We start from the raw sequence: 12,619 nt of genomic DNA on the forward strand, positions 1-12,619 counted from the left end.
AATGAAATGGATTCTATCTGTTCTAATGCTGTGTTTTTCCTTGTCTGGTTATGCTGAGGAAAAACAATTGACGAAAGGCGTGCTAAAAGGAATTAATGATAATACTCGCTCCCTGATAATTGGCAGTGCGGGAAAAGAATACCCAATGACAGATGACGTCAGAATTGAGTCACCCTATTTAAAGTCAAAACATTACTTTCTTTTGCCAGGACTCACACTCTCTCTTCATTCTTTAGACGGTAAAAAGGTGTCTCGTATTGTTATCCATGGGCCATACTCATTATTACGTAAGGCTGTAATGCATTAATACGTACCGATAACTCGTGTTAATCAGAAAGAAACCTGCTAGAGGGGATTTGATTACAGCCGTTTGACATGGGTTGTTCAGCAGTCGAAGTGCAGAATTATGGCAGTAGTAAAAGCAGTAAAGCCAAATGGATTTACCCTCTTTGAGCTTCTTATCGTTCTTGCGATCGTTAGCATTCTTATGTCGTTCGCATACCCCTCTTATCGTGATTACATAATCAGGGCTAGCCGTTCCGACGCCCATGTCGCTATTCAGAAGGTAGCTATGGCGGAAGAAAGGGTTTATGCCGTGCATAGTCAATATACTGCGAATATGGACTCTCTTGGGGGAAGAGAATCCCAGGAAGGTCTTTATACTCTGTCTGCCGTCACTGGTATCTGGAGTGGTTCAAATTGTGCTCTGGCCGTCAGTGATACGACAGCAACCAATTCTTACACCATCTTTGCTATGCCCGTTACGGGCAAGTCTCAGGAAAGCGACAGTGACTGTACATGTGTTTATTTTGACAGTCGCGGTGTCAAGGGCTCGACCGGAGCTCGTGATAACCCCAAAGACTGCTGGTAACAGCGCTGTTTAACCACCTGCCTGCTCCTCCTTCTCCAAACTAAACTCAAAAGTGTATATCTGCGTCTTTTTATCAGGAAGTAGTTGTGTAGATGTCTGATAGTCGAGTCTGGAAAGTACTCGTATTGAATGGCACTGAGGATGACTGTGCGGTTTGGTCGAGTACCTTAGAAAAGTCAGGTGGGGACTTTGAGTTCTCCTACCCGACTAGTCTCGACCAATATAAATCACTTCTGAACGAAAAAACTTTTGATCTTATTGTTGCCTACGACTTATCGGATCCAATTGTCGCTCCTGATAAGTCTTTGATTCATCAGAAAAACATCCAGCCCCAGACGCCTTTATTTATTGTTTCATCTGAGTATTCATCTGCCACTGTCGTTAAATGGCTGAAAGCTGGTGCCTGTGATGTTGTTCCCCATGGCAACAAGGATCATATTGCTCTTGTCACTATGAGAGAGCTTAGTAGATCTTCTCATATGTCAACAAGTCTTTTCTCGGAAGAAGAAAAAGCAAACGACAGTGTGCGAGAAACTCTGGCGCAATTGCTTAGTACTCCAATGGGGAGTCGATCAGGAAAAACTTTCTTCATGATCGAAATACAAGACTGGGTTGGTTTAATCAGCAGGGTAGGAAAAGAAAAATCTTCCGTTATCCTGAAAGCCGTAACTGATATCATCCAACCTCACCTTGGTAATGACTCCCTGCTAGAAATCGTAGATGAAAAGTTTATTTACGCAATGGCAGAAGTTGGAGAAAAGCCTTCGGAAGAAATAGCACACGACATTACTCGTGGAATGGATCAGTTGTTTATTGATATTGATCAACACAGTTTACAAGTGGGAATCAGCATGGCTGTTGTACCGCTAGATTGCCCATTCGCAGATTATGAAGAATTGAATGCTCGTGCAAAAGAACTTTTACAGGAGGTTGAAGCTATGGGTGCGAATAAATTCAAGGTGTTCTCACAGGCCGTTGTTATTGAGAAGCAAGCTACGGAAGGTGATTCCCATGCCCTTGTGCAGCATGCCCTTGATAACAACAGTTTCCAATTGTACTTCCAGCCTGTTGCCAGCTTGAGTGGTGATAAGGAAGAACATTACGACGTATTGCTGCGGATTATTGATCCTCAGGGCAAGAATGTATCTGCCGGTAAATTTATGGGGCCGATAGATCGTACGCCATTGGCTGAGAAAATTGATAAGTGGGTAATTCTGCACAGTATTAAGCGCTTGATTGAGCATAAGAAAAACGGTGGCGGCTCGCACTTGTTTATCCATTTAAGTGGAGCAACGATTCAGGACAACAAGTTCTTGCCCTGGTTGTTCCTGTTGTTGAAAAAGGCGGGTGTGGCACCAAGCTCTTTAATATTCCAGCTAGGCGAAGAAAACATTGCCCGATTTAAAGATCAGGCTCTGAAAATGCTGAAGGGATTCAATAAAATTGGTTGCAGAACCAGTATCAGCCATTTCGGTACCACTATGAATCCAATGCGTATCGCAGAAGAGCTGGAAACAGATTACATCAAACTAGATGGCAAGCTGACGGAGGCACTTTCCGGAGATGCCGAACAGGAACAACCAGTTCAGGAGATGATTGAAAAACTACAGGAACTGGGAAGGAAGACCATTGTACCTCAAATCGAAAACCCGAATGTGATGACCAAGGTTTGGAGAACCGGAGCTGCTTATGTGCAGGGTTACTTCCTGCAGAAGCCAAAGCCTGATATGGACTATGACTTCAGTGCAGATGAGTAATGGGCAGGTGTCATCGCATCAGATCAGAGATGGAGTTATGCTCTATTCCTGCACTTCATGTTCGTCTAATTCAAGCTTCTTCAGTCGGTATCGAAGAGCTCGAAATGTTATCCCCAGCTGTTTTGCAGCTGCCGTTCGATTCCAACGGGTGGCTTCAAGGGCTTGCAGAATGGCCTGTTTTTCTATTCCCTCAAGATAATCTTCCAGGCTGTCGAAACTTGCTGGTGGGGTTGCAACTATCTCTTCTTCCGTATTCTCAGAAGTTTGAATCCTGCTCTGGTTATTCAGGTAAAGGTCAGCTGGTTCAATAATATCCTCCTCACAAAGCGTAAATGCCCGTTCGAGAATATTTTCCAGTTCTCTTACATTTCCAGGGTAGTTATAACTTGATAATGCCTGAATAGCTTCTTCAGATAACTCCGGAGGAGGAGTGTCGCATTCATCTCCCAACCTTGTAAGAAAGTATTTGGCCAGAAGAATAATGTCGTCACCTCTATCCCGCAAGGGAGGAACTTTCAGCTCAATAACATTGATTCGGTAAAATAAATCCTGCCGGAAACGCTCTTCCTGAACTTCACGACTCAGGTCTCTGTGGGTAGCACTGAGAATTCTGATATCTACAGACACTTCCTGCTGACTGCCAACAGGGCGGATTTTCTTCTCTTGAATAGCTCTTAACAGTTTAACTTGCATATGTAGAGGGAGGTCTGCCACTTCATCAAGAAACAAAGTGCCACCGTGAGCAGCTTGGAACAAACCTGTTTTGTCTGACACTGCACCGGTGAAGCTGCCTTTACGATGTCCGAAAAATTCACTTTCCATCAACTCGGAAGGTATTGCTCCGCAGTTGACGGCAATAAATGGCTGGTCATTGCGGGGGCCTTGCTCATGAATTATTCGGGCAACGATTTCTTTACCTGTTCCAGATTCACCATTGATATAAACGGGAGCTTGGCTGCGGGCTATTCGCACTATTTGCTTTTTCAGTGTTTGAATGGATGCTGAATTCCCCAGCATCTTTATTTTTGTTGCTCTGGTTTTTGTTTGGGACAGCTTCAGCGCCTGGTTCACCAGTTCTCGCAGACGAGGAAGTTCTACTGGTTTCGATACGAAGTCAAAAGCTCCGGCTTTTAATGAAGTAATTGCTGTATCCATGCTACCGTATGCTGTGATAACGGCCACAGGAGTTTCCGGGCAATGTTGCTGAATAAACTGGACCAGTTCTATACCGTTGCCATCAGGCAAGTTCATATCTGTCAGACACAGATCAAACTTCTGCTCTTCAAGAAAGTGTTCCGCTTCACCCACTGTGGCCGCAGCTTCCGTATCGAGTTTCATTCGGCCAAGGGTGATTTCCAGTAGTTCCCGGATATCCGGTTCATCATCAATAATCAGAACGCGTGGAGGATTCATTCCGCTTCCCTTATTATTATTCCAATACAGCCAGAGCGCATGGGTATCCCGTTAGTAAATGATATGGTTATCTTATTCGATTCGTTTGTTTGGATGCGCAAACGAAATACGGAATGTGCATCCTGACTCTTTCCCTGAAGGAAGCAGTTCAAGACTTGCCTGATTGGCTTCACACAATTCTCGGCTGATATATAACCCAAGCCCAGTACCGTTTTTATCTGTGGTAAAAAATGGATCAAAAATACTGTCGATCTGGTTGTCAGGAATACCGGGGCCCTGGTCGGTAATTTCCAGCCATGGATGCCCAGAAGGGCTGACTCCTGTTTGCAGTGTCAGCCATGCAGTACCGGTTTCCTGCATGCTGTACCGTAAGCCGTTCAGGCAAAGGTTCATGATCACTTGATGCAGTTGTTTGTTATCAAACCGAGCCATCAGTTCTTTGGTTGCTGGAGAAAAATAAATTTGCGGGTTATCAAAACCAGTAAAGTGTTCTTCATGAACAAAGTGATTTATCCATGCATTTAAGTCTAGTAATTCTGGATTCCAGTTTTCCTTTCGGGAAAGCTGTAAAATCGTTTCGATAATGTCATTCATGCGCCGACTGTGTTTATGAACAATATTCAGCAGCTTCTGGTCGGCTTTATCAAGGTTTTCAGATTCAGACAGCAACTGGGCTGAATGGCTGATGGCGCCAAGGGGGTTTCGTATCTCATGGGCAATACTGGCTGTCAGTTGTCCCAGGGCTGCCAGTTTCAGCTGCTGAGCATGTTGAGACATGGTGGCCTTATCATCGAGAAAGATCAGTACATAAACATCAGCGTCATAGGCCAGTCGGGTAAAATTGGGCTGCACATCTGGTGTATCTGGGGTTGCCCTGAAACTTTCCTGTCTGAGTAAAGGGTTATCCCGCCATTGCCAGTAAGCGGATTGCAGCTCGCTAGACAAAGACGAAAGATCGCCGGATGTTTGGCTGCAAGCCAGCATATGACTTGCGGACTCATTCATCATAACAACCTGATCCGGTTCACGCAGAACCACAATGCCGGTGCGCATATGCTGCATAATACTTAGGCTGAGTTTCTGTAGGTCAACTGCCCGATTTTGGTTCAGTTTTGCAGACTTCTCCGTATTTTTCAGACGAAGGTTATAGCTTTGCATCATGAGTGCGGTAACAAAAAACAGAATACCTTTGAGTCCGGCGTCAATTTGCTGGGAGGTTTTCCCAATAGATCCTGTGTAATAATCAATAACCAGCAGAAAAATCGAAGCCATGGCTGCCAGCAAAATGCCTGTGCGCCCAGGGATTAGAATATTTCCAATAATAATGGGAACAAAAAGAAGGTTGGTCAGGCCGTTATCCTTATGGGTTCCCATAGTGAGAAGAATGCTCAGTAAAACGATATCCAGGAATGTAATGCCAAAGAGTGTAGTCTTTCCTGGGGGGGATCTGAAAAATATCAGAATACCCACAACCTGCAGCAGATAAACACTGCAGTACATCAATGCGTCGGTAGTACTGGCAGAGGCGAATAAACGTGGCGCTTCCGGCAGTATGACAATCAGAAAAAGAACAATTGCCAGCAGGAAACGGTAACTGTTGTAGAGGTTGTACACGCGATCAGGCAAAGGATGTTCGTGATCGGAGGACATAGAGTAAGGAGACAATATTCTTCTCTTCTTGCTTTTATACTGGTTATTGCTCTGGTGGATTCTACACATCCCCCTCGCCGCCGTGAACCACCGGATTTGCGAAGACGTCTACACCGTCACACTCAGTAGACCGTGTTTTAACACTGAAAATCAGGGCAAGAACTTATAGAATACTCAGCATTTGCATCTGACTCATTTGAGGTAATCATGGCCGCGACTCTGCGCGTTGCCCTTGCACAGCTGAATTTGCTGGTAGGAGATATCGAGGGAAATGCCCGCCGAATCGTTGAAGCTGCCGAGGAGGCGAGCTCTCAGCACGGCGCTCATATTATCGTCTTTCCTGAACTGACCCTGTGCGGATATCCGCCGGAAGATCTTTTACTGCGTCCGAGTCTTGATCTGCGTATTGAGAAGGCTTTGGATACTCTTGGCGAAGTGAGAGGTATTGATCTGGTTGTTGGTGTTCCTGTGCGAACTCACAGTGGGCTGGAAAATCAGGCCGTTGTTATTCGGGATGGAAACATTATTGCCAGTCATGCCAAGTGGCATCTACCCAATTACCGGGTGTTTGATGAAAAACGCTACTTCCATTCCGGAAGCTCCGCTGAAACATTTGACTGCTGTGGAGTGACTGTTGGTCTGACCGTCTGTGAAGATATCTGGTTCTCTGATCTTTCTGCAGAGCTGAAGGAAGAGGGCGCTGAAGTCGTTCTTAACCTGAATGCATCTCCGTTCCATGTCGATAAGCAGGATGAGCGTCATCAGGCTGTGAAAGAACGTTGCCTGGAAAACGATTTACCTGTTGTGTATGTGAACCAGGTGGGTGGTCAGGATGAGCTGGTCTTTGATGGTGGCTCTTTTGTAATGAACAAAGATGGGGAGATTGCGACATCTGCACCAACCCATGAGGAAAGTCTGCTTATCGCTGAATTTGATCAGCAGAGCGGCCTGTTTCTTCATAATGAAAAAGCGATGCTGAAGCCTCTGGAAGCCCGTATATACGACAGTCTTGTTCTTGGTGTGCGAGATTACGTAAATAAAAATGGCTTTAAAGGTGTCGTCCTCGGCCTTTCCGGAGGCATTGATTCTGCGCTGACTCTGGCCGTCGCTGTTGATGCTTTGGGAGCTGATCGTGTAGAAGCGGTCATGATGCCGTTCCAGTACACAGCAGAAATCAGTAAAGAAGATGCAGCGGAAGAGGCTCACGCTTTGGGCGTCACCTATAAAGAGTTACCAATTAAAGGAATGTACGATGCCTTTATGGAAACTCTTGAGGATGAGTTCGCTGGCACTGGCCGTGATACCACAGAAGAAAACCTGCAGTCCCGCTGCCGCGGTGTGATCCTGATGGCGATATCCAACAAAAAAGGCTACATGGTTCTTACTACTGGCAACAAGAGTGAAATGGCCGTTGGCTACGCCACTCTTTATGGTGATATGGCCGGTGGCTTTGATGTGCTGAAAGATGTGCCGAAAACCATGGTGTTCCGCCTGTCAGAATACAGAAACACTCTTTCCTATGTGATTCCCCAGCGAGTGATTGACCGCCCGCCTTCCGCAGAGCTTGCACCAGATCAGGTTGATGAAGACAGTCTTCCACCTTACGACATTCTTGATGCCATTCTGGAGCTGTATATAGAACAGGATATGAGTGCGGAAGCCATTATTGATCAGGGTTACGAGCGAGAAGTTATTTACCGTATTCTGCGTTTGGTGGATGTTAACGAATATAAACGCCGCCAGGCTCCGGTTGGTGTGCGTATTACCTCCAGAGGTTTTGGTAAAGATCGCCGTTACCCCATAACCAATGGTTGGCGTCCGGGTCTGTAAGACGGATTGTAAAAGGAAGTAAACATGACAGAACAGAGCCCAGCAATGATCAGGGATACATTTCCTGTAGGCCCTCTGCAGTGCAACTGCACAATTATCGGTGACCCGATTACCAAGCGTGGCATCGTGATTGATCCCGGTGGTGATGCTGATGTGATTCTGGAAAAGGTGCAGTCTCATGGTTTAACCATTGTGGCTCTGATTCATACCCATGCTCATCTGGATCATTTCCTTGCCAGTGGTGAACTGAAGGAAAAAACCGGAGCACCTATTCACCTGCACAAGGAAGACAAATTCCTGTGGGATGCTCTGGAAACCCAGTGCAAAATGTTTGGGGTTCCTTACAAACCTGTTCCTGGCCCCGATGCGTGGCTGAAGGATGATGAAGCTTTACCTTGCTGTGATGGTGTGGCCATGCACACGCCAGGACACAGTCCAGGTTCCATGAGCTTTTGGTTTGGTGATGAAAAGCTGCTGGTGGCTGGTGATACATTGTTTCGTCGCTCGATTGGACGAACGGACCTTTGGGGTGGGGATTCAGCAACTATTGAAAAATCCATTCGCACAAGGTTGTACACCTTGGATGAAGAAGCTGTTGTAGTGGCAGGTCATGGGCCTGACACAACCATTGGCGAGGAAGTCCGTGAGAATATGGTAATCAGAGGCGTTTAACGGCCAGGCAGTTTCTGTCTATCTTCTCAGCGTGATTTGTACATTTTGTGACATATTGCGGCAAAAAAAAGTCGTAATATTGTGACTGTTTAGAATGTGATCAGCGAATGTTGCAAGGAGTTTTTCATGCTGAAGAAGATTGCTGTGCTGGCTATAACCAGCGTTATTGTCGCTGGTTGCCAGAGCACAAACCCTTATACCGGTGAACAGCAAGCTGCCAAGTCCGCCAAGTACGGAGGTATCGGCGTTTTGGCCGGTGCGGTGATCGGTGCAGCAGCTAATGGTAAAGATGGCGCTTTAGCCGGTGCGGCTCTTGGAGGGTTGGCGGGTGCTGGCTACGGTGCTTATACCGACAAGCAAGAAGCTGCGCTGCGTGCTGAGTTGCAGGGGACTGGCGTTCAGATTGCTCGTTATGGTGATGATCTGAAACTGATTATGCCGGGCAGTATTACTTTTGACAGTAATGAATCCAGCATTAAAACCAGTTTTTATTCAGTCTTGAGTTCCGTTGCTCGAGTGATGAAGAACTACGAAAAAAATCCTGTCGTCATCATCGGTCATACAGATTCCACCGGTAATGAACTGAAAACCAATATGCCTCTGTCTCAGGCGCGTGCGCAAAGTGTTGCCACTTACCTGATTCAGCAAGGGGTTCCGGCCAGCCGGATCACCCCCTATGGTGTTGGCTCAAGTCAGTCCATTGCAACTAATAAAACACCGGAAGGTCGTGCACAGAACCGCCGGGTGGAAATCGATCTGAAGCCACCCATGCAATAACCCTCGCTTAGAACGAAAAACGGCCTGCATTTACAGGCCGTTTTTGCTTTTTGCATTATGTGGTTAAAGCGAAAAATGCTCAGTGCATTTCTTCTAATTTTTTATCTTTCTCTTCCCAGATATTGTTTACCCAGCACTGCATTTCAGCCCGGAACTCTCGGTCTTCCATGTAGTTCTTACCCACAAAGTCTTTAGGGATATCGATGGTTTCCATATGAACTTTGGCAGCAGGGCAGCGACCACACAGGAAATCCCAAAAATCCGGCACCTTGCCTTCATATTGAATAGTGATATTGAGCAGGTAAGGCATATTGTGCCCCATAGCTCCAATCACAAATCCAACACCACCGGATTTGGGTTTCAAAAGGTGATTATAAGGCGAATTCTGCCTTTTGTGTTTGGTTTCACTGAAGCGGGTGCCTTCAAGAAAGTTATAAATACAGACCGGGCGATCCTTAAACTTTTCGCAGGCCTTGCGGGTAGTTTCCAGATCCTGACCTTTCTTTTCAGGATGTTTTTTTAAGTAGGCTTTGGTATGACGCTGCATAAACGGAAAATCCAGAGCCCACCAGCACAAACCAAGAATCGGCACCCAAATCAGTTCTTTCTTCAGGAAGAACTTCAGCTGTGGAGCGCGCCGGTTAAGTAAAACCTGAGCGAGAACGATATCCGCCCAGGACTGGTGATTACTGGTCACTAGATAGGAGCGATCCAGAGACAGGCTTTCAAACCCCGATGCTTCCAGTTTCATGGGGCTGCACAGGTGCAGAATGCTGTGGTTAATACTGATCCAAAAGGATACGAGCTGGTCCAGGCCTTTGCTGCATAGGGTCTGGAAAGGTTTCACTGGTACGAGCGCTTTTATAAGCGCCAGTGAAAAAAGAACGACAGAAGTCAGTATCGTATTAAGTGCCAATAACAAGCTGGCGATTACACCTCGCAAAAGCGGCGGCAAAAAGCTAAGCATGTATACCTCGTTATAATTTTCTCAGTCGTTTATTGTTTCAGACTTTGTTCTTATTATCTGATTACTTTTGTTACAGATCCAAGTCATGGCTTCTGACTGGCCTGAATGCTCGTTAAGGCAATGGTATAGACGATATCATCCACCAGTGCGCCCCGGGAAAGATCATTGACCGGTTTATTAAGCCCTTGCAGTAATGGACCAACACTCACAACATTGGCACTTCGCTGAACGGCTTTGTAGGTTGTGTTCCCGGTATTCAGATCAGGGAATACAAAGACCGTTGCGCGACCAGCTACTGGGCTGTCCGGTGCTTTGCTGGCGGCAACCGAAGCTATAGCTGCTGCGTCGTACTGTAGCGGGCCGTCGATCAAAAGCTCAGGCGCTTTCTCTTTGGCTATACGGGTTGCCTCTCGAACCTTTTCCACGTCAGAACCCTGACCAGATTTCCCTGTGCTGTAACTGATCATGGCAACTCGTGGTTCTATACCAAAGGCTTCAGCTGATCGGGCGCTTTGGATAGCGATATTGGCAAGCTGTTCAGCATTTGGGTCAGGATTTACAGCGCAATCACCATAAACAACGACTTGATCGGGAAGCAGCATAAAGAAGACGGAAGAAACCAGCCCGCCGGCTGTCGGATTGGTTTTAATCAACTGAAAAGCCGGGCGAATGGTATTGGCCGTGGTATGAACCGCGCCGGATACTAAACCGTCGACATCCTTTTGTGCCAACATCATGGTGCCCAGAACAACCGTATCTTCCAGTTGAGCTTCTGCCATCGCTTCGTTCAGCCCTTTGTGTTTGCGCAGCTCAACCATGGGGGCAATATACTTTTCACGGATACTTTCCGGGTCAATGATTGAGAGGTTGTCGGGCAGAGTTACATCTAACCCACGAGCCAGTTCCTGAATCCTCTCGGGGTTTCCAAGTAAAACACAATCGGCAATACCTTTATTCTGACAGGTTATCGCTGCCTGTATCGTACGGGGTTCCTCTCCTTCGGGGAGCACGATGCGTTTACCAGCTTTCTGAGATCTTTCCACAAGGTTGTAACGAAATGCAGGTGGAGTCAGGAAGTGTTTGTGAGGCTCGCCACAGTGTTTGCGGAGTTTCTCAATATCGATATGTTCCGCAACAGTGTTCATCACCTTTTCCATACGAGCGATATCGTCTGTAGGAACCTCCGGATTCATCCGGTCTAAAAGAGTGGCAGTGTCGTAAGAGTTGGTATCCGTCAACATCACTGGCAGTTGTGACGCAGTAATTGCTGGCTGGCAGAGGCGCATGACGCCTTCTGGAGGTTGTTCACCATTGGTTAGTAAAAGTCCTGCCAGCGGAACACCATTGCTGGCTGCCATACAGGTTGCCATAACAATATCGTCTCTATCGCCAGGGGTAATAATCAAGGTGCCGGCAATTAAATGCTGGGTGATTTTGGCAGAGGAGCGGGCACAAAGAATGCGCCGGGCAACACGACGGGTATCAATTGTTCCTTCATTAATAATTTCAGCATTAAGGCGGTTGCAGATATCTCGTGTACGAGGAGCCGCCAACTCCGGATTCCAGGGAATATGACCGATGGGAGGAAAGCTTTTTGCTGGCATCTTGGGAAGAGCCTTAAGCTCACCAGGCTTATCGCCAAAGCGGCTTACCAATTCCTCAGGCATTTTGTTGAGTATGTATCCGAGAATGGACGAGTTTCTTACGCCACCATGATTATCGGCACTGATCCGCAAATGATCGGCTAGCTCTCTTGGGGTATTTTCATCGGCACGGGAAACAATCAGAACATCGGCGCTTAGAGTGCGGGCCATATCACTGTTAAAACGTGTCACCCAAGGTGTGTTCCGGGTTGGTGTTAAACCCTCTATTACCATAGCATCAGCATCTTCACCGGCTGCATTATTCAGCAGGCTGACAATCTCTTCCAATACATCTTCGCGCCGGTTCTGGCCAAGCATATCTTCCACATGGCTGAACGACAGTGGTTTAGGTGGCTCAAGGTGCAGGGTTTCTCTGGCAAATAAAGTAGAACGCTCAGGACCCTGATCTGAGGCATGTTGTTGTGCCACAGGTTTGCAGAAACGAACTTTAAGACCAACACGTTCCAGCGCACGAACCAGCCCCAGTGCAACAGATGTTAGGCCGGCGCCATAACTGGTGGGCGTGATGTAGAAAATATGCATAACCGCAAACCTGCCTGTGAGTTCTTATAAAATAGTGCGGATTGTCAGTTTATCTTTTAGCTACTGGTTGATCACAGTTTGCCAATCGATCTCGCTGGGTAAAAGTCGATGTTTAGACATGTAGTACACTAGCTGACCGGCGAAAACCGGATGTTCGGCCGGTGGATTCAATACCAGATCATCTCCATGAATACTATCTGCCAGCCCCAGTACAAGAGCATCGTGACTGGATTTACAGTAAGTAATCATTTCCTTGAATGTGCACCCTGGAAAGTCTGCTGGTACCTGGAGACTAAACTGAGTCGGGCCGGCCAGAGTATTCAGCAGCTGGCTCTGAACACGGGAAGAGCCAGGGTCCTGAGCGGAGCGAACCAACATCTCTGTTGTGGTACTGATATGACACTCAACCTGGGGCGCGTGGGCTTTCAAAAGGCTGGCCATAGCATGGTCATCAAAGTGACAGACGATATGAGCCTGGGTACCACAGGCGATCAGG

General features: G+C 46.9%; 10 protein-coding genes and 1 pseudogene. 6 read left to right on the top strand and 5 right to left on the bottom strand.

The window, feature by feature from the left end:
- The first annotated feature begins 1 nt into the window (after position 1).
- From QMA35_RS08005 to QMA35_RS08015, 3 genes are all read left to right on the top strand, one after another.
- Positions 2–307: a hypothetical protein gene (locus QMA35_RS08005; RefSeq protein WP_281646622.1), complete on the top strand. Its 306-nt coding sequence runs from the start codon at positions 2–4 to the stop codon at positions 305–307.
- Between the two features lie 99 nt (positions 308–406).
- Complete coding sequence (locus QMA35_RS08010; protein ID WP_281646623.1) at positions 407–871, top strand: type IV pilin protein; 465 nt, start codon at positions 407–409, stop codon at positions 869–871.
- 92 nt (positions 872–963) lie between these two features.
- Positions 964–2,628: a GGDEF domain-containing protein gene (locus tag QMA35_RS08015; RefSeq protein WP_281646624.1), complete on the top strand. Its 1,665-nt coding sequence runs from the start codon at positions 964–966 to the stop codon at positions 2,626–2,628.
- Between the two features lie 42 nt (positions 2,629–2,670).
- On the opposite strand, the gene QMA35_RS08020 is transcribed toward QMA35_RS08015, so the two are convergent.
- Positions 2,671–4,041 carry a sigma-54 dependent transcriptional regulator gene (locus QMA35_RS08020; protein WP_281646625.1) on the bottom strand — a complete coding sequence of 457 codons (1,371 nt, stop codon included), beginning with the start codon at positions 4,039–4,041 and terminating at the stop codon, positions 2,671–2,673.
- A 72-nt stretch (positions 4,042–4,113) separates the two neighbouring features.
- Positions 4,114–5,706: an ATP-binding protein gene (locus QMA35_RS08025; protein ID WP_281646626.1), complete on the bottom strand. Its 1,593-nt coding sequence runs from the start codon at positions 5,704–5,706 to the stop codon at positions 4,114–4,116.
- 192 nt (positions 5,707–5,898) lie between these two features.
- Between QMA35_RS08025 and QMA35_RS08030 the strand changes: the two genes are divergently transcribed.
- The 3 genes from QMA35_RS08030 to QMA35_RS08040 all read left to right on the top strand — a co-directional run bounded on the left by QMA35_RS08030 (position 5,899) and on the right by QMA35_RS08040 (position 8,970).
- Positions 5,899–7,521 carry an NAD+ synthase gene (locus tag QMA35_RS08030; protein WP_281646627.1) on the top strand — a complete coding sequence of 541 codons (1,623 nt, stop codon included), beginning with the start codon at positions 5,899–5,901 and terminating at the stop codon, positions 7,519–7,521.
- Positions 7,522–7,545: 24 nt separating this feature from the next.
- Positions 7,546–8,193 (top strand): MBL fold metallo-hydrolase, encoded by a 648-nt coding sequence (locus tag QMA35_RS08035; RefSeq protein WP_281646628.1) that lies wholly within the window; start codon positions 7,546–7,548, stop codon positions 8,191–8,193.
- Between the two features lie 126 nt (positions 8,194–8,319).
- On the top strand, positions 8,320–8,970 hold the full coding sequence (locus QMA35_RS08040) for an OmpA family protein (RefSeq protein WP_281646629.1): 651 nt from the start codon (positions 8,320–8,322) through the stop codon (positions 8,968–8,970).
- 79 nt (positions 8,971–9,049) lie between these two features.
- On the opposite strand, the gene QMA35_RS08045 is transcribed toward QMA35_RS08040, so the two are convergent.
- From QMA35_RS08045 to QMA35_RS08055, 3 genes and pseudogenes are all read right to left on the bottom strand, one after another.
- Positions 9,050–9,937, bottom strand: coding sequence for an acyltransferase (locus QMA35_RS08045; protein WP_281646630.1), 888 nt, complete (start codon positions 9,935–9,937; stop codon positions 9,050–9,052).
- Between the two features lie 83 nt (positions 9,938–10,020).
- Positions 10,021–12,123: a phosphate acetyltransferase gene (gene pta, locus QMA35_RS08050; RefSeq protein WP_281646631.1), complete on the bottom strand. Its 2,103-nt coding sequence runs from the start codon at positions 12,121–12,123 to the stop codon at positions 10,021–10,023.
- 60 nt (positions 12,124–12,183) lie between these two features.
- Positions 12,184–12,619: pseudogene (locus QMA35_RS08055) on the bottom strand (hypothetical protein); the annotation flags it as partial.

The sequence above is a fragment of the Parendozoicomonas sp. Alg238-R29 genome (genome assembly GCF_947331445.1).
Lineage (GTDB): Bacteria > Pseudomonadota > Gammaproteobacteria > Pseudomonadales > Endozoicomonadaceae > Sansalvadorimonas.

What these genes read in the sequence shown, in the direction of transcription:
- QMA35_RS08035 (WP_281646628.1), top strand. Translation starts at nt 7,546, where the DNA reads ATGACAGAACAGAGCCCAGCAATGATCAGGGATACATTTCCTGTAGGC.
- QMA35_RS08045 (WP_281646630.1), bottom strand. Translation starts at nt 9,937, where the DNA reads ATGCTTAGCTTTTTGCCGCCGCTTTTGCGAGGTGTAATCGCCAGCTTG.
- QMA35_RS08020 (WP_281646625.1), bottom strand. Translation starts at nt 4,041, where the DNA reads ATGAATCCTCCACGCGTTCTGATTATTGATGATGAACCGGATATCCGG.
- QMA35_RS08010 (WP_281646623.1), top strand. Translation starts at nt 407, where the DNA reads ATGGCAGTAGTAAAAGCAGTAAAGCCAAATGGATTTACCCTCTTTGAG.
- pta (WP_281646631.1), bottom strand. Translation starts at nt 12,123, where the DNA reads ATGCATATTTTCTACATCACGCCCACCAGTTATGGCGCCGGCCTAACA.
- QMA35_RS08040 (WP_281646629.1), top strand. Translation starts at nt 8,320, where the DNA reads ATGCTGAAGAAGATTGCTGTGCTGGCTATAACCAGCGTTATTGTCGCT.
- QMA35_RS08005 (WP_281646622.1), top strand. Translation starts at nt 2, where the DNA reads ATGAAATGGATTCTATCTGTTCTAATGCTGTGTTTTTCCTTGTCTGGT.
- QMA35_RS08015 (WP_281646624.1), top strand. Translation starts at nt 964, where the DNA reads ATGTCTGATAGTCGAGTCTGGAAAGTACTCGTATTGAATGGCACTGAG.
- QMA35_RS08030 (WP_281646627.1), top strand. Translation starts at nt 5,899, where the DNA reads ATGGCCGCGACTCTGCGCGTTGCCCTTGCACAGCTGAATTTGCTGGTA.